Source organism: Shewanella sp. HL-SH8, assembly GCF_051165765.1.
Lineage (GTDB): Bacteria > Pseudomonadota > Gammaproteobacteria > Enterobacterales > Shewanellaceae > Shewanella > Shewanella glacialimarina.
Map to the genome: position 1 here is coordinate 3,800,576 of NZ_CP195039.1, position 23,760 is coordinate 3,824,335.

General features: G+C 40.3%; 20 protein-coding genes and 1 pseudogene. 9 read left to right on the forward strand and 12 right to left on the reverse strand.

All coding sequences use genetic code 11. The features are described 5' to 3' along the window. The first annotated feature begins 4 nt into the window (after positions 1–4). Positions 5–358, forward strand: coding sequence for a DP-EP family protein (locus tag ACRWQN_RS16800; protein WP_434938978.1), 354 nt, complete (start codon positions 5–7; stop codon positions 356–358). 123 nt (positions 359–481) lie between these two features. Next, on the forward strand, positions 482–1,576 hold the full coding sequence (locus ACRWQN_RS16805; RefSeq protein WP_434938980.1) for a diguanylate cyclase domain-containing protein: 1,095 nt from the start codon (positions 482–484) through the stop codon (positions 1,574–1,576). Positions 1,577–1,754: 178 nt separating this feature from the next. Here the strand turns inward: ACRWQN_RS16805 and ACRWQN_RS16810 are convergent, their stop codons facing one another. Then, the gene (locus ACRWQN_RS16810) at positions 1,755–2,936 is read right to left on the reverse strand and encodes an alkane 1-monooxygenase (protein ID WP_434938982.1); all 1,182 of its coding nucleotides are present in this window, start codon (positions 2,934–2,936) and stop codon (positions 1,755–1,757) included. 154 nt (positions 2,937–3,090) lie between these two features. Here ACRWQN_RS16810 and ACRWQN_RS16815 point away from each other — a divergent pair, with 154 nt between their 5' ends. Both ACRWQN_RS16815 and ACRWQN_RS16820 read left to right on the forward strand, forming a co-directional pair. Next, the gene (locus ACRWQN_RS16815; protein ID WP_434938984.1) at positions 3,091–4,155 is read left to right on the forward strand and encodes an AraC family transcriptional regulator ligand-binding domain-containing protein; all 1,065 of its coding nucleotides are present in this window, start codon (positions 3,091–3,093) and stop codon (positions 4,153–4,155) included. A 125-nt stretch (positions 4,156–4,280) separates the two neighbouring features. After that, positions 4,281–5,030 carry an oxidative stress defense protein gene (locus ACRWQN_RS16820; protein ID WP_434938986.1) on the forward strand — a complete coding sequence of 250 codons (750 nt, stop codon included), beginning with the start codon at positions 4,281–4,283 and terminating at the stop codon, positions 5,028–5,030. A 171-nt stretch (positions 5,031–5,201) separates the two neighbouring features. Here the strand turns inward: ACRWQN_RS16820 and lgt are convergent, their stop codons facing one another. Continuing rightward, positions 5,202–5,996 (reverse strand): prolipoprotein diacylglyceryl transferase, encoded by a 795-nt coding sequence (lgt, locus tag ACRWQN_RS16825; protein WP_434938987.1) that lies wholly within the window; start codon positions 5,994–5,996, stop codon positions 5,202–5,204. A gap of 170 nt (positions 5,997–6,166) precedes the next feature. Between lgt and ACRWQN_RS16830 the strand changes: the two genes are divergently transcribed. Further along, positions 6,167–7,030: a pseudouridine synthase family protein gene (locus ACRWQN_RS16830; protein ID WP_434938989.1), complete on the forward strand. Its 864-nt coding sequence runs from the start codon at positions 6,167–6,169 to the stop codon at positions 7,028–7,030. A gap of 52 nt (positions 7,031–7,082) precedes the next feature. Here ACRWQN_RS16830 and ybaK read toward each other — a convergent pair whose 3' ends face one another. The 5 genes from ybaK to ACRWQN_RS16855 form a co-directional block, all read right to left on the reverse strand. Beyond that, a complete protein-coding gene (gene ybaK, locus ACRWQN_RS16835) occupies positions 7,083–7,553 on the reverse strand; it encodes a Cys-tRNA(Pro) deacylase (RefSeq protein ID WP_434938991.1) in 471 nt (156 codons plus the stop codon). A gap of 260 nt (positions 7,554–7,813) precedes the next feature. Further along, positions 7,814–9,217 (reverse strand): ATP-dependent RNA helicase DbpA, encoded by a 1,404-nt coding sequence (gene dbpA / locus ACRWQN_RS16840; RefSeq protein ID WP_434938992.1) that lies wholly within the window; start codon positions 9,215–9,217, stop codon positions 7,814–7,816. Between the two features lie 160 nt (positions 9,218–9,377). Beyond that, entirely contained in the window at positions 9,378–10,247 is an 870-nt protein-coding gene (locus tag ACRWQN_RS16845; protein WP_434938994.1) for a pirin family protein, read from the reverse strand. Positions 10,248–10,594: 347 nt separating this feature from the next. After that, positions 10,595–11,683 (reverse strand): hypothetical protein, encoded by a 1,089-nt coding sequence (locus ACRWQN_RS16850; RefSeq protein ID WP_434927056.1) that lies wholly within the window; start codon positions 11,681–11,683, stop codon positions 10,595–10,597. A gap of 790 nt (positions 11,684–12,473) precedes the next feature. Continuing rightward, positions 12,474–12,710, reverse strand: a complete 237-nt coding sequence (locus ACRWQN_RS16855) for a DUF3303 domain-containing protein (protein WP_434931249.1) — start codon at positions 12,708–12,710, stop codon at positions 12,474–12,476. A gap of 423 nt (positions 12,711–13,133) precedes the next feature. On the opposite strand from ACRWQN_RS16855, the gene ACRWQN_RS16860 reads away from it, so the two are divergent. Genes ACRWQN_RS16860 through ACRWQN_RS16870 form a run of 3 tightly spaced genes read left to right on the forward strand, consistent with a single transcriptional unit; the run spans position 13,134 to position 17,628 of the window. Further along, a complete protein-coding gene (locus ACRWQN_RS16860; RefSeq protein ID WP_434938996.1) occupies positions 13,134–15,740 on the forward strand; it encodes a two-component system response regulator in 2,607 nt (868 codons plus the stop codon). A 29-nt stretch (positions 15,741–15,769) separates the two neighbouring features. Further along, complete coding sequence (locus ACRWQN_RS16865) at positions 15,770–16,309, forward strand: methanogen output domain 1-containing protein (protein ID WP_434938998.1); 540 nt, start codon at positions 15,770–15,772, stop codon at positions 16,307–16,309. A 5-nt stretch (positions 16,310–16,314) separates the two neighbouring features. Beyond that, positions 16,315–17,628 carry a sensor histidine kinase gene (locus tag ACRWQN_RS16870; protein WP_434938999.1) on the forward strand — a complete coding sequence of 438 codons (1,314 nt, stop codon included), beginning with the start codon at positions 16,315–16,317 and terminating at the stop codon, positions 17,626–17,628. A 312-nt stretch (positions 17,629–17,940) separates the two neighbouring features. Here ACRWQN_RS16870 and ACRWQN_RS16875 read toward each other — a convergent pair whose 3' ends face one another. The 5 genes and pseudogenes from ACRWQN_RS16875 to ACRWQN_RS16895 all read right to left on the reverse strand — a co-directional run bounded on the left by ACRWQN_RS16875 (position 17,941) and on the right by ACRWQN_RS16895 (position 22,045). Continuing rightward, positions 17,941–18,783, reverse strand: a complete 843-nt coding sequence (locus ACRWQN_RS16875) for a hypothetical protein (protein ID WP_434939001.1) — start codon at positions 18,781–18,783, stop codon at positions 17,941–17,943. A 341-nt stretch (positions 18,784–19,124) separates the two neighbouring features. Beyond that, entirely contained in the window at positions 19,125–19,541 is a 417-nt protein-coding gene (locus ACRWQN_RS16880; protein ID WP_434939003.1) for a hypothetical protein, read from the reverse strand. 246 nt (positions 19,542–19,787) lie between these two features. After that, a pseudogene (locus ACRWQN_RS16885) lies at positions 19,788–20,795 on the reverse strand (transposase). Positions 20,796–21,219: 424 nt separating this feature from the next. Next, positions 21,220–21,546, reverse strand: coding sequence for a hypothetical protein (locus tag ACRWQN_RS16890; RefSeq protein WP_434939004.1), 327 nt, complete (start codon positions 21,544–21,546; stop codon positions 21,220–21,222). A gap of 91 nt (positions 21,547–21,637) precedes the next feature. Next, positions 21,638–22,045: a hypothetical protein gene (locus ACRWQN_RS16895; protein WP_434939006.1), complete on the reverse strand. Its 408-nt coding sequence runs from the start codon at positions 22,043–22,045 to the stop codon at positions 21,638–21,640. A 170-nt stretch (positions 22,046–22,215) separates the two neighbouring features. On the opposite strand from ACRWQN_RS16895, the gene ACRWQN_RS16900 reads away from it, so the two are divergent. Continuing rightward, a complete protein-coding gene (locus ACRWQN_RS16900; protein WP_434939008.1) occupies positions 22,216–23,259 on the forward strand; it encodes an IS110-like element ISShfr7 family transposase in 1,044 nt (347 codons plus the stop codon). The last annotated feature ends 501 nt before the right edge of the window (positions 23,260–23,760 follow it).

The following is a 23,760-nucleotide window of genomic DNA, read 5'->3' on the forward strand; positions in this document are numbered from 1 at the left end:
AATAATGTCATCTACCAATAAAATTAACGTCACCGTGACTTACCAACCGCCAAGCTTTTTATATAACGGCTCGCCAAAGTGTCAACTAGTTGTGCAAGAAGATACATCCATTCGATTCATATTAGATACTGCAACAGCTTCTAATTATCGATTTGCGGGGGTTATTTTTGGTAATCCAAATGACCCTGACATCGGTAAAGTCAGCATCAAAAACCAAGCTACTGAGTTAAAAATCCATGACACTTATTGCCAGCATACTGATGATATATCATTCAGAATTGTGTTAACGCCACTCAATACAAATGAATGCATAGTCAGTCCTGACCCACAAGTACTCAACAGACCTCCTAAAAATTAAATTTAAAAACAATAAGATACAACCAGAAGGTTAACGGAAGGCTGTTTTTTACTTTTTCCAATATAGTGTGTGTCATCGAAATACGTTTGTTTGACACACATTATATTTTAAAAGGGACTGACCATGATTACCTCTGACAAATACCAAGAATTCCATGACACATTAACCCGTGCCACTGAACTTGCTAAGGCGTTATCAGGTAAAAATTTCCCCACGCCAGATCAAAAAAATGCGCCTGTCACCCCAGCCAAAACAGCGTTAACCAGTCCCCCACAAACAGTGTCAACATCGAAAATTTTTGAGCACACGTTAGATCAGGCCACCCAATTATCTAGCCTAGGTTTTTTGATGAATGCCATTTCAGAAGCCATTTTTGTGGTCAATGATGAAGGCGTCATTGAAATGATTAACCAGCATGCAGCCAAACTTTTCGGCTCGCCAAAAGAGTTATTGATTGGTCAAAAATGGACTAACTTTGTTAACTCGGCCTACCAGGAAGAATACCAAGAGTTGTTTGCCCATTGGCGTGAAACCTTCACCCCATTTAATCACGGCCCCAAAGAAATTGTACTGCAACGCTCTGACTCAAGTTTAGTCAATGCCGACATTTCATTGTCGTGCCTGCCCGTAGGTGAAAATGCCAAACCGTTAATTGTCGGGGTAATGCACAACCTCACTAGCCACAAAGAAAAGTTTGAAGAGTTAACCCGTTTAGCCAATACCGACAAACTCACCAGTTTAGCTAATCGTCATGCTTTTGATGAAGCATTGCAAAATGCCTGGGACGATAGCATGCAACATCAACATCCGTTAAGTTTGATCTTGATTGATATCGACTTCTTTAAAATTTTTAACGACAACTATGGCCACATTAATGGCGATAAGTGCTTACAAAAAGTGGCTCAGGTGATTAACTTAGCCATGCCTAACCGCGAATGTTTAGCTGCCCGTTTTGGCGGCGAAGAGTTTACCGTTATTCTGCCTAACTTCAGCCAGGATCAAGCGCAACGAGTGGCTGAAAAAATTCAGCGCCAAATTAATCAAATTAAATTCACCGACATTGGTTTAACTAACGAAGTAAAAGTCAGTGTTAGCCAGGGCATTGCCTGTGAACAACAAGGCCAATTCCGCACCGCCACCGCACTAATTTGCGCCGCAGACACCGCGCTTTACCGTGCTAAAGCAGAAGGCCGTAATCGTATTAGCCTAAGTTTGTAATATCAACTTAAGCCTCTATTTGTAATATCAACTTAAGCCTCTATTTGTCATATCAGCTTAAGCCTCTATTTGTAATAACAGCTTAAGCCTCTATTTGTAATATCAGCTTAAGCCTCTATTTGTAGTATCAGCTTAAGCCTCTACATAGCATTACATATCAGCCTAGGTTAATACTGACCTAGGCTGGTATTGAACCCGTTTCAACTTGATGCATTTGTTGGTAAGCCGCTATGCCGCTGGCGTCATTGGCTTGTTGTGCTAATACTTTCTCATCATCATTGGCAAAATGAGCATCCCAATGGGCTAACCTAGGCAGCATAAGTCGATGCCATAACGGCGGAATAAGGGTTAATCCTAAGGTGGCTAAGTAACCACTGATCATCATAGGTGCGCCCTCATAGGGTGCTAAGCGGTGATACGGTACTTGAGCTTGCGCATGATGATGCGAATGGCGAGTTAAATTAAACAATGACCAGGAGCTGATGCGTTTATTGGTGTTCCATGAATGCCGTGGCGCTACTTTAGTGCCATTGGCGCGAACCAGACCATAGTGCTCCATGTAATTGACTATTTCTAACGCCGCCTTAGCCCATAATGCGGTGGGAATAAAAAATGCCAATGCCTGCCAAGACCCCAAAGCAAACACCGCCAGAAGAATAACCAGGCTCATGGCAATGCCTCTTAACACGCGATTATGCCGTGAAAATATCGGTAAACTTTTAACGGATAAACGACGCTTTTCAATATTCCAGGCACTGATATTGCCATACCAGCTGGACACAATAATGTGATGGTAAACATTGCGCCCTCTTGGGGCTGAAGCAGGGTCTTGCGCGGTACACACAAAACGATGATGGCCGTATACGTGTTCAATAGCAAAGTTAGCGTCAAAACTAAACGCTAATAACCATCGCCCAATAGTGTAAGACACCTTATGCCAAGTACGGTGCACCAGTTCATGCCCCGTCACTGTGCCTATCACCCCGATAACCAGCCCAGTAAAAGCCACTAATACCAGTTGTTGATACCAGCTGGTATTGGCTTTGGCCGCCAGTGCATCATAGCCGGTTAATTCGGTTATCCATTGGCCATAACCCCATACATCTGTGACCGAAAAATGCCAACTAAACACAAATAGAATGGCCATTAACAAGGGCAATGCCAGCCAAAGCTGCCAGGTCATAATGCTTTGATGCTTATAAGTTGGGGTTGAATCATCATCACCTAACACAATGTCGCCACCAATATAGAATAACAACCAGATGGCATAACCCAGCACAATGTAAAATTGACCTAACGTCAGCGCAGTCAGGGTAAATAGGCCCATTAAATGGAACGACATAAATTTTAAATAGTGCACCGTTAGCTCCTAGCTAATGTCTTTTATTAACAATTAATCTATCAAGTGTGAGTAAAAAGAATAGCGGGTAAAAAAGACATCTAGGGGTCATTTATAGACAACTTTGATTAAATCCGCTACAACTAGGGCATTGGTGTCTGACTAGGATATGACCTTGACTGCAATTCCCCCTATAAAGCATGACAAAGTCATCAAAAATATGTCTGCGGTTAGCGAGCCTTTAATACCGGTATTTTATCTGCATCAGTTGTATCAGCAATTGTGTGATTGGCAATTACCGGCGCAGCAATGGTTACAACAGAATAAGCTGACACTAGCTGACTTACAGCAAGCTAATAGCCAGTTAACCCTAAGCCAATATAGTGAGTTAATAGACAGCGCGATAACGCTGTCACAGCGGCCAGATATTGGCCTGTATGTCGGTAAAAAAATATCTGTTATTGCCCATGGCATGCTAGGGTTAGCGATGCTCAATAGCGCCTCGTTAAATGATGCGCTATTACTGTTAAAGCAGTTTATTCATACCCGTAATCCATTAATTGAAATTGATATTAGCGCGCATCATCAAAAACTACACATCAACTATGATTTGTCTCAGCCTCTTCCTAAAGGCCATCAAGCCTTTATTGATGCTATTACGGTGACCTTTTTAACCTTGTTTTTACACCTTCTTACTGATAAGTCCGTGATCAAAGCGGTTCATTTAAAAGTAACCAAACCTGATTATTACGAGCAATATTCACTCTTTATGCCCTGTGAACTGCTATTTTCACAACCGCATAATAGTATTGTGTTATCGCAAACTACCGCAAACCAAAGGCTGGCTAGTAGCGACCCAGCGGCGGCATTTCAAGCCAAACAATTTTGCCAACAGCAACTTGATGCACAACAACCTGTAGGTTTTGTGAGCCAGGTTCAACAACTTATTTTGAAGCATCAAGGCAAAATATCTCAACAGGATATCGCCCAGCTATTACATGTAAGCCCACGCACCTTGCACCGTCAGTTGCTAAAACATCACACCAGTTATCAGCAATTACTCACAGATGTTCAACAACATTTAGCACAGCATTATTTACGTGAATCAAACATGAGTATTAAGCAAATAGCCTTTGAATTAGGCTATGTTGACGTAGCAAACTTTAGACGAGCCTTTAAACGTTGGTACCAGATCACGCCACAGGATTTTAGAAAAAAACCGCCATTACGGTGCGTGTGATGCCAGTAATAAAAAATAAATAATATTTTAACCCTTTTTAGATTTACTCTCGTTTATAGCGTTATCAACATTAACGAATAAAACAAATTACACTTGAGGCACATCGCCTTTATTTGGAGCAATACATGAAGCAACTTACTTTTTCTAACTCATTTTCAGCCTTAACCTTTCCTACAGTACGCACATCAGTACTGGCATCAATCATGTCATCAGTGCTGGCGTTCAGTGCTTTACCGGCTTTTGCGGCAGACTTACCATTTCCCCACTTAGAAACCATCGGCAACAGCGAAATTAGCATTGAGGCCGATATGGCCACCATTGATATTGAAGTAGTGGTTGATGCACCCACAGCAAAAGAAGCTAAAACCGAGTCAGATAAGGCCATTAGTCAGTTTTTAAGCCGATTAGATAAAGCCGGTATTGCCAAAAATGATATCGACAGCGCCAATTTAAATATCCGCCCGCAATATCATTATCAAAATAATGAACCCGCTAAACTGGTGGCTTACCAGGCCAGCAGAAGCATGACGATTACCGTACGAGATTTAAGCCAGTTAAATGACTTACTCGACACTGCTTTAGATCAAGGTATCAATCGGGTTAACAACATTAAACTGAGCTCAAGTAAACAGGCGGAATATGTTGAACAGGCACGTCAAAGCGCTATCACAGATGCTAAGCAAAAAGCCGCATCGTTAGCCAAAGGATTTGATAAAAAGGTCGATGGCGTGTGGCAAATTCGCTATTTTGACCAACAGCCCGTGCAACCGGTAATGTACCGTATGGCGGCAGAATCGAGTGATGCCAATCAGGGTTATCAGCAAGGACAAGTGACCGTGAGCGATCGCGTTGAAGTGATATTTAAATTGAAATAATTTTAAAGTTAAATGAATTTTAAATAGTAATAGCGGCTCACAGGCACGCGAAACTAGATTGTTATCGACATAATTGTTATTAGCATAAAAAAGTGGTCAGGCGCATATCGCCTTGACCACTTTTTTGTTCGCTTATTAAATCGCCTTAAAAATATTGATAGCGTTAGCTAATCACTTCTTTGTCACGGGTTCACTTTTTGCCATCATAGCGCGGCCAAGTAATACAACACCGACAATTAAAAACGGCACACTTAACCACTGCCCTGCTGTCATCAAGGCTTCGCTGTAAGCGGTTTGGCTAACCTTAACCGATTCAATCGCAAAACGGGCGCTGAACACTAATACTAAAAACACCCCGAATAGACCACCATGTTGTAGCTTTAACTTTGTTTTGCGATATAAACCCACCAGCAGAATAAAGATCAACAAATACGCCACGGCTTCATACAATTGCGCCGGATGACGCGGTAGCAAATCGATACGTTCAAAGATGATACCCCAGGGTTTTGTGGTTGGCTCACCTAGAATTTCTGAATTGGCAAAATTTGCCATACGCACAAAAAAGCCAAAAATTGCCGTGGCAATCGCCAGTCTGTCTAACAAAAACAAAAATGGCAGGCCTATTTTTCTCTTGTAATAATACAGCGCTAAAATAGCCCCTAAGCCGCCGCCATGGCTGGCTAAGCCACCTTCCCAGATCGCGAGAATTTTTAACGGATGGGCAAAATAATAACTCGGATCATAAAACACGCAATGGGCTAACCTTGCACCGACAATAATACCGATAACGCAGTAAACCAAAAAGTTGTCTAATGACTCAAGATCTAAGCCTTCTGCCTGATAGATTTTTTTCATTACCTGAAAACCCGCCGCTATCGCGGTAGCAAATAATGCGCCGTACCAATGTACAGTCAACCCCATAAACGACACCAAAACAGGGTCTAAATTCCAAACGAAATGATCCAATTGTTACTCCAAAAAAGGCTGACTTATGGCGCTAATGCTACGCTGTTTTATCTAACCAATAAAGAAACTTACGGTTAAAGTGGCCTGAAATATTATTCACCTATCGCCAAATTGATCACCTCTTCAGCAACAAATCACGTAAAATAGTGTTTATCAAACTGTAAAAGTCGATGCAAACTATGCCAGATACACCACAAATAGATAATCTGATTGAATGTCACCTCGACATTACTTCCTGTGAGGTCGATGCAAGCACGTTATTGTCGCAACATTCTGGTCTATCAAAGCAAGTCATCAAACAGGCCATGCAAAAAGGCGCCGTTTGGCACACCCATGGCAAACAGGTTATTCGACTTAGACGGGCGAAAAAAGCCCTTAAAGTGGGCGATAAACTCCATTTATATTACAACAGCCACATACTGGCAGAAGTGCCTGCTACTGCTGAGTTGATGTTTGATCAAGGCGATTACAGCCTGTGGTATAAACCCTATGGTTTACGTTGCCAGGCTTCTAAGTGGAGCGATCACACCACCATAAACCGCTTTATTGAATTAAATACCGAGCCGCCACGTAGCGCGTATATTATCCACCGTCTTGACCGTGCAGCATCTGGGTTGATTATTATCGGCCACACCAAAAAAGCCACCGCAGCAGTTGCTAAACTGTTTGAGACTCGTCAGTTAGATAAATTTTACCAGGTGATAGTGCAAGGACGTTTTGCCGATAATACGGTAACTATTAATACCCAAGTAGATGGTAAACCCGCGCTATCGCACGCAATTTTATTCCAGTACAACCCTGAATTAGATCAATCTAAAGTGCAGGTTAAAATTGAGTCGGGTCGTAAACATCAAATTCGCATTCACATGGCCAGTATTGGTCACCCTGTGGTGGGCGACAGATTACATGGCAATGCTGCAGCCGATGCTCCAGATTTAAAATTATGCTGTTGTGAATTTGCTTTTGTTTGCCCCGTCACAGCGACACCTGTGCAGTTTTCACTGCCAGAAGCGTTAAGGCCTCAATTTGAATAACTGCCGTGTTTGAATAACGGCGGTGTTTGAATCATCACGGTGAACAAACAGTTTAGTCATTGGTAATATCAGCAAAACTGGCGGACAGTAACGCTTGTAAATCCGTTGGCGACATCTGTAATTCAAGCCCTCTTTTACCGGCACTAAAATACAGTTGTGGTAATAACGCTGCGCTTTGATCAATCACAGTGGCCAAACGCTTTTTTTGCCCCAAAGGACTCACCCCACCTAATACATAACCTGTTGTGCGTTCCACCAAAGCACTGTCTGCCATGTGCACTTTTTTAACCTTCAGCGCTTTGGCCATTTTCTTAAAGTTCAGCTGTTGGCTGACCGGCAATATCGCTACCGCTAATTTATGGCTGTCGGTTTCGACCACTAAGGTTTTAAACACCAGTTCAGCGGGAACTTGCAGCTTTTCAGCCGCTTCTAAACCATAAGAAACCGCATTCGAGTCATGCTGATACTCATGCACAGTAAAAGGTAAGCGGTGTTTTTTAACTAAATCAATGGCGGGAGTCATAGCAATCATACCTTTTGAAATCGACTGTTCAGTATCCGTCTATTGACGTTATTGATCATTTTACTTGCGGTGAATTTACCTCAAACATGGCGCTAGCTCAAAGTAATAATCAGATAAGACTGCCGCTTACCGTGATGATGCTATTAAAAAACGAAAACAAAAAAGGAGCATAATGCTCCTTTTGAGGTGAAACTAACGACTAGCTATAGGGTTAAGTCACGATAAGCGACTATCCAATAATGCTAGTTGATAAGTCTGTTTTACATAAACCAAGCGCGGTAGGTTTTACCTTTCAGCTTGCCCTTGGTAATTTTAGACATAGCTTCCTGTGCCACGGTGCGAGATACGGCAACGTAAGCACGAATATCAGTCACTTTAATTTTACCAATATCGTTGAAATCAATGCCGTTTTCGCCAGTCAATGCACCAACAATATCGCCTGGACGAATTTTTTGTTTCTTGCCGCCCTCAATTTGTATGGTTTGCATAAGAGGTGCAAGCGGTGCTTTAGTTAACGCACTTAATGGTGGCAGTGTTGAAGGCACAATATCTTTATTCAGCGCTTCTTCAATCATCGCCATTTTATAGCCGTCATTTTCACCAAAGAAGCTATATGCTGCACCTTGGCTACCCGCACGACCTGTACGGCCAATGCGGTGAATATGCACTTCGCTGTCGTAAGCTAAATGGTAGTTAAATACCGCATCTAACGCATCGATGTCTAAACCACGGGCTGCAACGTCAGTTGCCACTAAAATACGGGCACTTTTGTTAGCAAATTGCAGTAACATTTGATCGCGATCGCGTTGTTCTAAATCGCCGTGTAATGCTAAAACACTGAAACCAAACTCAAGCAGTGCATCAGCCACGTCTTGGGTTTCACGCTTGGTATTACAAAATACCACAGCGCTTTCTGGTTGCTTATCAAGTAATAACAAACGCAGCGCTTCTAAGCGGCCTTGGTTGTCTTCAATACGGTAAAAGCGCTGTTCAATGGTTAAGTTATCGTGGGTTGATTCCACTTTAACCATCACCGGCTTATACATGATGCGCTCAGCAATAGATTGAATTTGCTCTGGAAAAGTCGCACTAAACAGCAGGGTTTGGCGCTCATGCGGAGTTTGGTCGATAATCGCATCAATGTGCTCTTGAAAGCCCATTTCTAACATGCGATCGGCTTCGTCTAACACCAACATATTCACATCGCTTAAATCAAGACGGTTACGATCTAAATGATCAATAATACGCCCCGGGGTACCGACAATAATGTGCGCGCCATGTTCAAGTGAACCAATTTGTGGCCCCATTGGCACACCACCACATAAGGTGAGTACTTTCACGTTATGAATGCCGCGGGCTAAAGTACGAATTTCTTTAGCGACCTGGTCTGCTAGCTCACGCGTAGGACAAAGCACCATAGTTTGAATGCGAAAACGCTTCACATCTAATTTATTTAACAAGCCTAAACCAAAGGCGGCAGTTTTGCCTGAGCCGGTTTTACCTTGGCCAATCACATCATCACCCGCTAAAATCGGCGGTAAACTTTCTGCTTGGATTTGTGTCATAGACTCATAGCCCATAGTGCTAAGGTTATCTAATAACTCGGGTTTTAAGTTTAATGATGAAAATGCCTGACTGGCAACTTGCGAAGGTGATTGACTCAAAGGAATATCCTGTGCTGAAAGCAAACTAAAAATAATAAGGCCAAAGCAAATGGCTTTGGCCGGAACGGGCTAATTATAGCAATAAACCCCAAAAATTACTGCATCATTGTTTAAGCTCTATTATTTTAGCCGTTTAATAAATCAGCAACCCGCTAGAAGATTAATGTGCTAAATGGCCAAAACGCCCTTGCTGGTAATCTTCAACCGCTTGATTAATTTCAGCTTGAGTATTCATTACAAACGGCCCCATATGCACAATCTGCTCATTAATTGGGTTACCCGCCAGAATTAAACACCCTAGCCCTGAGTCACCTGCGTTGAACTGTGCCAATATGTGCGGATTAAGTTTAAGCATAGTGCCTTCGCCAAACACCACTTTTTCGCCGTCAACCAGCACGTTAAGCTGGCCCTGGTAAATATAGATATTGACTGCGCCATGCTGGTTTAACGCAATATTAGCAGAGCTGTTTGGCTCAATAATCAAATCAGCGATCGCCCCACTGCCTGCAAGCCCTTCAATATGGGTATTAATGATACTGTCTGGTGTATCAGCAAACTGCCAAGTGCCGGCTAACGCAATCAGCTTGGCGCCCTTATTGTTGAGCAAACTTGGATTAGGATTAACCGTTGTATCGCGATAAATAGCCGGACGCATTTTGTCTTTAGCTGGCATATTGAGCCAAATTTGAAAACCGTGTAGCCCTTCATTAGCATCTGCTAACGGCATTTCAGAATGAATAACGCCACTACCTGTGCTCATCCACTGTACATCACCAGCACGAATAGCTTTCACATTACCCATATGATCACGGTGCTCAAAACCGCCTTTCATAATATAGGTAAAGGTTTCAATGCCACGATGAGGGTGCGGTGGAAAACCGCCAATAAAATCTTGCTTATCATCCGACTTCAATTCGTCCAACATTAAATAGGGGTCATAGCTTTGTTTACCAAAATCAGCGACACGTTTAATGTTCACCCCGTCACCATCCATTGCTGGGCGAGCTTGAGTTTTATAGATAATTTGCATAATCACCTCGAAATACCAGACTAGCAAAACAGTTTTGCCAGTGAATTGCCTCTAGCTTATCGACTATTAAGTTGAATAAAAATAGCAAAAAATGCCTTAAAGCATTCTATTTATTAGAATGGTTATCGTAACAACAAAAGACACTGATAAGACTAAGGGGCCAAACTGTTAAAGTCGTTGTTGGCAGTAATGTGAGTGGAAATACGTAAAATGAACTCTTAGATTTTATCCGATATCACTCGGCCCTAAATCAATAAAACCCGATTAACACGCAATGTTAATCGGGTTTTATTAACGTTAAGCACACTTGCTTTAGTCGTTTATGAAGAGGCCTTATCTAAGTATTTTTATTGTCTATCTTCAAGTGTATAGCCATTGGGCACATTAAATCGACTATCATTTATTTGTTTTTCAGACACTGAAGTAACTTCATATATATAACGTACCCTTGCATCTTTTTTCCACTCTGAAACAACACTGTCAACAACGTTATCTGCTTCATCTTTAATCAGATTACCAAAAAAATTTGTCGCTGCACTTTCAAGGCCTTGAGATAAATCGAGCCCAGCGTCAGATCGCTTTTTCTTCACCGTAGGGCAAGCTTCACTTTTTTGAAACCATTCCATTTTTATCGATAATGGGTAACCTTGAATAGTGGCTAGCTTTTCAGTAATGCTATTAAAATTTTGTTTATCATTTTTCTCTACGTCACCACTAAAAGCACTAATGGCTTTATAGCCATCTTTACCCAATAAACGGACTAAACCATTTTTGTCGCCTACCTGATTAAGATAGTTGTCAGTGGCTTTTTCATGAATTTTCCAAACGCCTTTCATGTCTGCCGTTGGGGTGGTGGTCCAAAATACAAATTGCAGTAAATTAAGGTCTATTTTACCGTTTTCATCTTTAAATTCGGTTGTCCAAGTCGCGGTATATTCCTGCGAGGCTAAGCCACCTATTTTACGTGTGTTATTAGTCGCAACGACTGTGAAGTCATTTTTATCTAACGTGACACTACAGCCTTTTTCTTCATAAGTTTCATATTCTTCTTCCTCATCTGAAGCGCTTTGGGTTTTAGCCATAAATTCTTCAAACACATTTTTACAACCACTGAGAGGACATTCACGATAGGTTTTCTTATCATGATCAACATGCCATAGTAGGTTTTCAGAAATCCTGAAAATAAGAGTCTCATCGTAGTCAGCCCAACCCATATAAAAACTATCAAATTCCGCTTTTTGATCGATCGCACGCATATTTTCACGTGTATAAACGGTTTGCGTACCTTTATGATCCGGCAGATATAAACCATTAATAGTAAATTCTGCAGTAACCACTGCTGTCGGGTGCTTTGGTGTATTGTCAACTTGTGTCGCTGCACAAGCAGAAAGTGCACCCGCTACAGCGATTGCAGTAATTTTACGAGCAAGATTCATTTAAATTTCCTTATATTATTGAATTGGTTATTGCCACTACCCTGTGGTAAATAGACAAAATACTTTATGATGCCTTGGGATTAATTTGAAACTAAACCGCAATATTGTTCATAGTTAAACACCTTGATTAGGCCATTAAAATATGAGCAAATATCACAATATGAAGTCAGCTCTAGGTCTTTCTAGCCGATGACGAGTCCAAATTATTAGCAAGCTTTATGCTTATATAGTGAGTCATTTACAGTTTGATGCTGACTCAGAGTGACTGAGTAGCTTGGGAAGAATTGATATTGCCTAGCAGATAAGTTTTTCACTGAAATTCCTTTTTCATTGTTCTAGCCCATTATACATAGGTTCAATTATGTATCAGTTCCATTGAGTATGTTAATTATAACTGATTCAATATCCGTAATATACCCTATCGAAATCTTATTGAGTTAAGTAAGTCGCCTTAATTAAGTCATTGATTGTTAATTTATAGTTTGCTTGAGTAGGACGATGCGGGAGTCGAACGCTAAACTATAGTTTGGCACAGCTAATCTTTGTTTCTGTTGTAAAAAGCATCAATAGTCATGTTATTAACTCTAATATTGATGTTGTCATTTAGCCTTTAATTTTAGAAGTTTACGATTATTATGTTACTCCAGCTCCTTCCCTAAACCTTCAGCACTAAAAATCCTTTTTATACACTAACACACCAATTATAAACGGTTTAAATTGATTGTAATTGGTGAAGAAAGAGTCGCAGCCGGCGAAAAACATCCCAACCAACAGGCTAATTACCCGTAAACTAATCCAGTGGCACTAACTCAAAATCGACCAAATCATCCCACTTTTTAAACCACTCATAAAATAGCTCAATATCGTTAGACTCCATGAGTTGATAACAGACATTAAGCTCTTTATTTACCCAAGAATTTAGATAATGAAGCCCGTCAGGAAACATACGCCCTTTAGCGTTATATCTTGCATAATTTGCCTCAAAACATCCGAGCTTAAATTTTTCGATAACCATATATTTTTTCAATCCAATCTTCCCTAAAAACACTCAACTCCACACAAAAAGCCTTCACGCCCACTCCCAAAAAACAGTGAAAATCAGCTCTAGCATCTAATAAGCTAACCGCTATTTTTGGGGTGATGTCATCTCAATCATCATTTTAAAAGAACAAACAAAGCCTAGCAGGCTGTTTAATACTTAATCAACAATCGAGGCCACGATGATTTTTATTTTATTGCCATCATAATGTACAAAAATATTTTACTAAGCTATAAATATTAAAGATTATAAAACTAATCATGAATATTTATAGAGTAAAGGAAGTCTATGAACATACAAGGCAGTCCCAGTATTGAGCGTGGTGAAGAATTATTATTCGCTAACACTCCAAGAACAAAACGAACTGACAGCCATGACTCAAAAATACCCGCTAAAAAATCAACATGGAAAGTGGTAATTATTGATGATGATCAGGACATTCATGACGTTTCACAGCTAGTGCTTAATGATTTTACGTTTAAAGAACGTAAGATTCATTTTATACATGGTTATTCGGGTAAAGAAGCGCGTGAAATGATGGCATTACATCCCGACGCAGCCGTTTTATTGCTAGATGTGGTGATGGAAAGTGATACTGCAGGGCTTGAGACCGTAAGGTATATTCGTGAAGAGCTGCAAAATAGAACGGTTAGGATTATTTTACGAACAGGTCAGCCCGGTCAAGCCCCTGAGCATAAAATTGTACGCTTATATGATATCAATGATTACCTAGAAAAAAGCAAACTTACCTCGCAATACCTAGAAACAGCTATGATCACTTCACTGAGATCCTATGATGATATTTGCACCATTAACCAACTATCGACAAACAACGACAATTTAGAATCATTGGTAAAAGCAAGAACTCAGGACTTAATTGAAGTAAACGATCAACTACAACAACAAATGGTGATCAAAAACCAAAGTCTTGCAGCTCTTCAGTGCAGCGAAGATCGACTCGCTGAGGCCCAAAGAATTGCTAAAATAGGCCATTTTGAATGGTCAATTACAAATGATAGCGTTTCTTGCTCGGAACAAATATATCGCATACTCCAACTTCCCGAAGGCAAGAGATTTATTTTACAAGAAGATTTTATCGCTAAATTAGCAATTGAAGATCAAAATTATGTTTTGGATATTCTCAAGCAAACAATCCGAGAACAAAAACCCTATGATATAGAGCATCACTTAGTGCTTGATAATGGAACCGTACTTTTTATAAGGCACCAAGGTGATGTGTCAATTAGCCCAGATGGCCAGGTAATTAACATAGTTGGCACCTTACAAGATATTACAGAGCGGCGTAATGCGGAACTTGAAATGCGTAAACTGGCAACGGCTATTGAGCAAATAGCCGATGGCATTATGATAACAAACAAGGAAGGTATTATTGAATATGTAAATCCGGCTATGTGTCAGATGACTGGATACGCAAAAGAAGAACTCATAAACCGTACTCCTAGAATATTAAAATCAGATAAACAAAGTTATCGGTTTTATCATCGACTTTGGAAAACAATTCAAAGGGGCTCAATTTTTAATGAGATTATTATTAATAGGCATAAAAGCGGACGCCTTTACTACGAAGAGAAAACAATAACCCCACAGCTCAATAGCCTAGGTGAAATTACTAGCTATATATCTAGCGGTAAAGACATTACGGACCGTATTGAGGCACAAGAGAATCTCTATCACCTCGCCCATCATGACTCACTAACAGGTTTACCAAATCGTGTTTTGTTCCTCGATCGTCTCGAGCAAGCAATTAAAACAGCACATTGGAGAAACCGTATCCTGGCGGTATTATTTTTAGACTTAGATAGATTCAAAATCATTAATGACTCACTTGGCCACCATGTTGGTGATTTATTGCTCAATGAAATGGCGCAAAGGTTATCAGACTGTATGCGTGATGATGATACTGTTGCCCGTTTTGGTGGCGATGAGTTTGCCATTATGCTGAATGACATCGCAGCGGTAAACGATATTGCTGCGATAGCGCAAAAGATACTGAGCTCACTTTCTGAAGTCTACTTATATGAAGGTTTTGAATTATTTATTACAGCCAGCATTGGTATCAGTCTTTACCCTGATCACGGAATTACTGCACAATTACTCCTTAAAAATGCAGATGCCGCTATGTATCTTGCTAAAGGAAGTAGTAGGAATTCATTTCGGTTTTATACCTCTGAAATTGAACAAGTTACATTAAACCGCCTAACGCTTGAATCTGGATTACGCCGTGCATTAGAGCGTGACGAATTTAAATTATATTATCAACCTCAGCTAAGTTTAACCTCCTGCAAAATTGAGGCATATGAAGCATTGCTTCGCTGGCAACATCCTGAACATGGCTTAATTTCTCCCGACAGTTTTATTCCTCTATTAGAAGAAACTGGCATGATTATACCGGTTGGGCATTGGGTGTTGCAGACCGCTTGTCAGCAGGAAAAAGCCAATCAATCTGCAGGGCAAGTGGCAAAAAAAGTCGCTGTTAATATTTCAATTCATCAATTCAAAGAGAAAAACTTTGTTGAAATGGTCCATGAAATACTTATCAAAACAGGATTAGAGGCGAAATATCTTGAGCTTGAAGTCACCGAAAGTATATTAATAGATAATATTACTGAAACCGCCGAAAAATTACATGAGCTGCATAATTTGGGGGTATCACTGTCGATAGATGATTTTGGAACAGGATACTCTTCGATGAATTACCTAAGAAGAATGCCCTTTGATCTGTTGAAAATTGATAGATCATTCATCACAGATGTTACAACCAATAAAGATGATAGAGCCATTGCCTCTGCAATTATAACCTTAGCTCACTCAATTGGGCTGAATGTCATTGCCGAAGGTGTCGAAACTACTGAGCAATTGAGTTTTCTGGATGAATTAGGCTGCGATTCAATTCAAGGGTATCTCTGTAGCCCTCCTCTTCCAGCCGATCAAGCATTTGAAATTAAAGTAGACCAATACAAAAATTGGAAAAACTATTTAAGACATTGCAATAGATAATCACTTTCAACGAGCGACGGAAAATAATCATGAATGAGATAAAGGTAAACAATATCCGATTAGATCATCTCAGTATCCCGCTTGAACGTGATACTTTTTTTCGCTCGGTTATTCGAGGGATCTCAGGGCAATTAGAGGACCTTATCGGCCTTGATGAGGCATCGGGATTTATCAGTATCGTCGGTCAAGAGATTGGTAATGAAATCAATGATAGCTATAAAAAAGAATTACAGGTATCCAAACTAAGTAGAGACCAAATTTGTGGGGTATTACAAGACCTCAAAACTCGTATAAAAGGCAATTTTCATATTATTAGCGTGGATGAAAATAAGGTTATTTTTGGTAATAACACTTGTCCATTTGGTGATAAAGTTCATGGCCGCCCTTCATTATGTATGATGACATCTAACGTTTTTGGCACCATAGCGGCTGAAAATAACGGCTATGCCAAAGTCACCCTAGATAAAACAATTGCTCGAGGCGATAAATGTTGCCATGTCACAGTGTATTTCCAAGCAACTGACGAGGCAGAGGAAGCCGAAGGTAGAGAGTACTACGAGGGAAGTTAATCAAAATGCTACCAGATAACTTCGATAGAATCACTAATGCACTTCAATCGCCTCATTTATTACTCACTAATAAAGGCATTATCGTGTCCTTTAACAGCCGCGCTAAATATATATTTCCGTTACTAAAACAAACAAGCTCTATGGTTCACATCAGTGAACTCTTAAATGAAAGCCCTGATAAAATAGAGCGGCTGTTAAAAATGTGGTCTCGCACTCAAACCCCTCTCCCCTCAAGCTTGATATTTCATGAACAAAATGAGTCTAGTTCGACATACCGATGTAATGGGAGTGCGATAAGATCCAGTGCTAATAATCATCAGCCCTTGATCATGTTGCAATGTAACAATAAAGAACAATCCACGGCGATTTTTGCAACCCTTAATCTAAAAATTGAGCAACTAAAACATGAAATAAAAGAACGTCGTTATACTGAACAACAAATTCTTTTACTCAATAAAAACCTAGAGCAATCTATAAATGAAAGAACAGCGGAACTACAACATAAAAACCAGGAACTAAATCGTTTTTTAGCCGAATTGAAAAGCGCTCAAGATCAAATTATTCGCTCTGAGCGTTTAGCATCCTTGGGAGGAATGGTTGCCGGCGTAGCACACGAAATCAATAATCCTGTCGGGGTTTGTTTAACGGCATCATCTCATTTGACTCAACAAGTTAGCTTCTACCAAACGCTTTATCATCAAGATAAATTGACTCGTAATGATTTAGAGAGATTTTTACAGACGGCCTCTAAATCTTCTGCAATTATCGAGTCCAACCTTAACCGTGCAGCCAGTCAAATAGGACGTTTTAAACAGTTAGCGGTAGATCAATCAAATGATGAAGCGCGCATTATAAATGTAAAAAAATATCTCACTGAACTTCTTTTAAGTCTGCAGCCCTATTTTGAAAATACATCACACACATGGAATATTATTTGTGATAAAGCACTGACAATCGAAACCTATCCTGGTGCCATTGGACAAATTATAACTAACCTCATCAGTAACTCAATGACCCACGGATTAGTTGATATTGACAATGGAAAAATTGAAATCGAAATAATCCAAAATAAAGGTTTAATTCAATTTCACTATAAAGACAATGGAATTGGTATTCCACTGCATGACAGACCAAAGGTTTTCGATCCATTTTTCACCACCAAACGCAACCAGGGCGGAAGTGGCTTAGGAATGAATATTGTTTATAACCTTGTCACAGGAAAACTAGGCGGAAATATCAGTATTGAGAATAAACAGAGTAAAGGTGCGTATTTCGTTTTTACCATTCCAGAGTCGCTGCAACAAAATATTGTTTGTTAATGGTTGATCAGCATAAGAATTTTCAAGCGAATAACATCATAAATCGCGCGGTATTATCCGCTGTAAGATTAGGCTATGAAATATGCCAAAGACCAAAATACACACTGAAAACGTCGATAATTTACTAGGGAACTTCAATTGCGGACTTCAATAGACTTTCGACTTCAATAATGCCGGACTTCAATAATGCCACCCATAATTTTGAAGTCGCAGAAAAGCTTGATATCAATCAAGTGGGAAATAGTTTTGTCTGATTAAGAACTGATTGTTTCAAAAGCATCTTAGACCATATTAGTAGTTGGAATACACTCACTAATCTTGATCTTGAAAATCAGTTTTTAATTTCAAAAGCTTACGATTATTGTTATGCAGTTCAGCCCATCCTTTTCTAAACCCTTCAACACTAAAGAAAAGTTCATCAAAACTACCATCACTGATGGCAATAGTTAAGCCGCGCTCAATACGATCAGCTAAGGCTTTGTCGTTTTTATTTACAAAAAAATAAATCGGCGATGGATAGTTAAGGATCAATGACTCCTCTATAACCAAACCTTTGTTTGCATGGGCAGGTTGCTCCGCCCATATTTCATACAATCCTCGCGGAAAGTAATCAAAGCGTTTACTGGCTAGCATCGGGAACAAAGAATCGGATTGGGTCACAGTGACAAGTGGCATGTCATTAGCCGCCAATACATTCGCATCAGGCCACTGCGCACCTTGCCCAGCAATAAAGCCTCGCAAATCCTGTAAGCTATTAACAAGATTAAATTTTACCTGGTCATCTTTTCTAATAAGAAAGATACGATAGCTGTTAAGTCCTTTCAGAATTGAGATTTTAACTGGACGTAACTGCTGTTGACGCTCAGCGCTGTTCGCTGTCCACATGACACTGAGTAAATGCTTATCTTTCGATAGTTCAGCAATAAGCCGATGAGTGGTATATTGCTCATTTAGATAGGATATCTTGTAAGGCCCATCTGTAATGCTTGTTTTGTCTAACGCCAATGCCAACAACTTTGGAAAATATGACACATGACTTTCAGCAAACTCCTTGCCCATTGGTATGTGTACTTGCAAAACAGCAGCATCAGATACAACTGACGCGTCTGCAACTAACCCTTCACCTGCATTGGCGGCATAGGTAAAACGGAGCAAGAACAGCACTATAATCATCAGGAAAAAAAAGGCTGCAAAACAGCTTAGGTAAACACTATTACAATTGCGAATAACCTTGTGACCCAAGCCCCTTAGTGAAAACTTACCTATCGTCATGTAAAACTCCCTGTCATTACATCTTTAAGTATATATTTTACAATACGTAAATTATTGTAGTAACGCCAATATAACACTATATACGATAGTGAGGAGACACACTGTTGCTGATCGTAGTTACTGCCAGTTAGAAGCGTATAAGTTAGAAAATAATGCCATATATGGACATGTTATTTATCGTTGAATACTGAGTGTGCTCATACTTAATAGCATTGAAGCCTTCGCTAGTCGCGGCAGTAACCTTTGCCGACACGAACTGACAGGCAGTTTGCTTTCTCGCTAAGCCACTTCATTCCTGTTTCAACACAGCTTGTTGCTCGCAGATGCTCTTTCACGCCATTGCGTTCAAATCTGATTTGATCTCCCACAGCAAGGCCTTTAAAGGTTTGCGGACCGTCAAGATTTTGGATTGTGACCTCGTATTTTCCGCGTCCACCAGCGAGCAGAAAAAATGTGCCCTCCGGTCCGGCCCACTTGCCAAGCCACTTATCCGCAGCATGAGCAGAACTCGCATTGGGAGAACTCACTGAGGCAACCGGTGCTGAGCTTGATTTGTGATCTTTGCATCCAGTGACGAACAATGTCAGCATGACAAATACGATAAATGGCTGAAACTTTAGATTCATTGTTGATACATGCATAAAAAGCCTAGCGCCCGCTTAAGCCGTAAATAGAGGCAAAATGCCACCCATAATTTTAAGTCACAACATAGCTCCTTTTGTTTTAAGTGGTCAACACCTGCTGTAATTTTCTAAACTAACAGATATAACAGAGTGATTTTGTAGACTCGATATCCACAAAATGAATCATTAGCTAAAACCAAGACAGCTGAAAAGCTTGATAATATTCAAGTTAATATTTAGATGTTGAGGAGGACTAGTTAGAGTTTATGCACACAACCAGCGCTGACAGTTGGCTGCGCCTTGTCGCTCGCTTTCGGTCTAAATGTTCACAATAGTCAGTTAATGCAGGTAAAGCTCCTACTGCACCTTTGAATAATGCGCCAAATTCGGTAGTTATTTTTAACCAGTTTTCAGCAGGAATATTTAATCTATTGAGAATATCCTGGCTACTTGAGCTAATGGCACCACACTTATCTTGTCGAATTATCCTGCCGGTATCTTCAACCAGTACTATGTAGTCTTTTACGCTGAACAATAACCCATTAGGCATGTTCAAACGCTCATTACCCACAAAAGGCAACAATTCTGTTGGTTGCTCACCTTTTATCGCTGAATTTATTCGGCGTTGAATGCTGGTGTAGTCTGAGGTTTCGGGTGTGGTGGCCATCTTTGCACGAATGGGGTTTAAATCGACATAGGCCATACAGGCTAATACTGCGGCTTCATCTAATAATGCTTGAGACTTGAACCTACCTTCCCAGAAGCGACCTGTACATTTATCTTCTTTATTGGCCATTCTGGCTATTGGCTCACTAAGTGAGCGCATAAACCAGCTAATATCTATTAAGCGTTGTCTATACTGAGTTATGCAATCATTCACAGTATTAAGTTCAAATTCGTTTAGGTCTTCACCTTTTACAAACTTATGTGTCAGTAAAGTACCTTTAAAGTCTTTATGCCACTGCATCAGTACTTCTTTATCTGACCAGTTTTTTGCTTTATCTGCGTCCACTTTAACCACTACATGTAAATGGTTACTCCCTGTTCATTACAAAGAATGCATAGGCACAGATATCAATGGCGAAAATTGTCGCTAATTCAAGAATACGAGCATCAACCCATTCGCGTCGATGTTCAAAGTTTTCACCTGTTGAGTTATCAAAACCGCACAAAAAAGCTTTACGCACCACACGCGAACAACAGTGACTACTCTCTATTTGCAGGAGAAGGCGTATCTTCTAGCCTGACGATTGTCTGTCTTGGTCTGGCCATCTTCAAATACCATTTAGGAAGGGTAAATAAAGCGTAGTTGAGGGTTTAATATTTAGCCAACAATCTTGGGTGGCAAACAATGTTGGGTGGCCATGTTATTTGTTTTAATAAATACAATCAACAAAGTCGTTTACACCCTAAATGAGCCTGAAACTAACTGTGCAAAAAGCACCTCTGACTTGAATAGTGCCATCTTAGGGTTAACCGATAAATGTCTAGTGCCCCTGATATTTCAAAGGATTGAAAAGCGTCAGGCAGCGATAAGATCGCACTAAGAGAGCCTCTATATGTGTTTGCTGTAAACGATGATTTGACAGCTAACTGACAGACGAAGTAGATGAATTTGTTGATTGATTTTAATTTGACTGCAAAAGCAGTCAAATAAGTTAGGCTCGCCTATTGACTGGCGGAAGGCTCATATGTGTTAGTGAGCTTTTGCGAAATACGCCTTAGCCTCTTTACCGTTAAGATAAATAGCACCCAAAACAAAATATATTGCAGGTATTAGCAATTGGAGTATTAATAGTAAAAATGCAGGTGCTTCATAAAGCATGATACCAACAGGTATTACCCAACTATAAATAAATAGAATCCTGCTCCAATTTTTTCGCAAGAGCAATCCAATGCCCGTGAGAGCTAACCAGCCCCCAATTAATAAAGATAATGAAAAGCCTTGGAATAATGATGGGACAAATAATAAAAGCCCATAAACAAAATTACCCAAACCAAAGACTTTAACTCCAGTTGGCACTTGAACACTCCTTGCTCACTAACGCTTTAAACAGCGGAAAACGCGAACGTTTTGGCGCAGCCAGTGAGCGGTTTTCCGATGATTTAACTTGTTAAATGCCATTTTTCTCGCGTTCAGCTTGTTTTTTAATTTTGAGCATTTGTATTTGTAGTAAAACAAATGCTGGCACTAATGGTACAAACGCTAGCCAAGATTGCATTTGAAAAGCCCAAAAGTAAATGAACCAACCTTGGGTAATAATTAAACCAGAAATTTTTAACCAGCGCGAGAAAAGCATAAGATCTCCCATGGCCGCTAGAGGTAACCCAAAGCAAAGCGCACCGAAGCCATACAACCAAAGGTTAAAGTTCAGAGATGAATTAATAACCCCTACATCGATGGCAATTCCAAATAAAAATGGAACCAAAACCAAGATCATGGCGACAGTAGAAAAGCGATCATTACTCTGCTGCTTCTGATGAGCTTTATTTTTCTGTGCGAGTTTCTCTAATGTGTCCATGGCATTTAACGCTTTGCTAAGCGGCTAAAAATGGCTGGCTATAATAGCGAGGTACGAGCACAGCCAGCTGTTTGTGTCCGTTTAAGCAACTTGATACTCATTGAGCCCCCTCCCTAGCAAGCCGCATCAGCGGTATGCTTAAGGTGACCAAACCAACAGGAGAAAGCTCAATGAGATTTTATAATAACTCACATCCATACTACTGTGGTATCGATTTACATGCACGCTTACTTTATGTCTGCATCATTGATTCTAAAGGGGAAGTTGTCGTCCATAAAAAGATTGGCGCTGACAAAGATGACTTACTACTCATACTTGAACCCTATATCGGCAATGTCATTGTCGGAGTTGAGTGCATGCATTGTTGGTATTGGGTGTCTGATTGGTGTGCTGAACTGGGTATCGACTTTATTCTAGGTCATGCCCTTTATATGAAAGCGATTCACGGCGGTAAAACTAAGAACGATAAAGTCGATTCATTTAAAATTGCCACACTGCTGCGTGGTGGCAATTTTCCAATAGCCTACGATTACCCAAGTGAAATGCGCGCTGCGCGTGACCTGTTACGCCGACGTATGAAGATTGTTCGTCACGGCGCTATGCTTAAAGGTCATGTGGTTAACACCAACAGCCAATACAATTTACCTGCCACTGAACTTAACCTTAAAAACATCTCTGCAAGACAAAAACTACGCGAGCAATATCAAGACCCTATCGTCCAACGCAACATTGATTTAGACATGGCACTACTTGATTGCTATGCCAAGGAACTCGCACAGGTCGAATGGTTTATTGAAAAACAAGCCAAGAACCATAACCCCGTCTATTTAGAATTACTGAAAACAGTACCAGGTATTGGCAAGATTTTGTCACTGACAATCCTCTATGAAATCGGTGATATCAGTCGATTTGAGTCAGTGCAAAAGTTTGCTTCATACTCTCGATTAGTCAAATGCAAAGCTGAGTCTGCGGGTAAAACCTATGGTACTAATGGTAATAAAATCGGTAATGCTCATTTAAAGTGGGCATTCTCTGAAGCTGCTGTGCTTTACCTGCGAGGCAATGATAAAGCCCGTAACTATCTTAATAGATTACAAAAAAGAATGAGTAAGGCTAAAGCGTTATCTGCACTGGCACATAAGCTTGGCCGTTGCGTCTATTTCATGTTGAAGAACAAAACGGTGTTTGATGAACAACGATTCTTAAAAGGATAAGTCGCGCAATAAGGTGAGCTGAACATCTAACTAGATACTCTTGAAAAGAGAAGCGAGCATGAACGTGAATGATGTGGCTAATGAAGCAATGACTTCTCACCATCATCACTATGCCAAATGCTATTTAAGCTACGCTGACTTGATTAGACACCTTATTGGCGCGCATTAATGAGTACAATCACCAAAGTCGTTTACACCTTAAATGAGCCTGAAACTAACTGTGCACAAAGCACCTCTGACTTGAATAGTGCCATCTTAGGGTTAACCGATAAATGTCTAGTGCCCCTGATATTTCAAAGGATTGAAAAGCGTCAGGCAGCGATAAGATCGCACTAAGAGAGCCTCTATATGTGTTTGCTGTAAACGATGATTTGACAGCTAACTGACAGACGAAGTAGATGAATTTGTTGATTGATTTTAATTTGACTGCAAAAGCAGTCAAATAAGTTAGGCTCGCCTATTGACTGGCGGAAGGCTCATATGTGTTATGTATTTGGTATT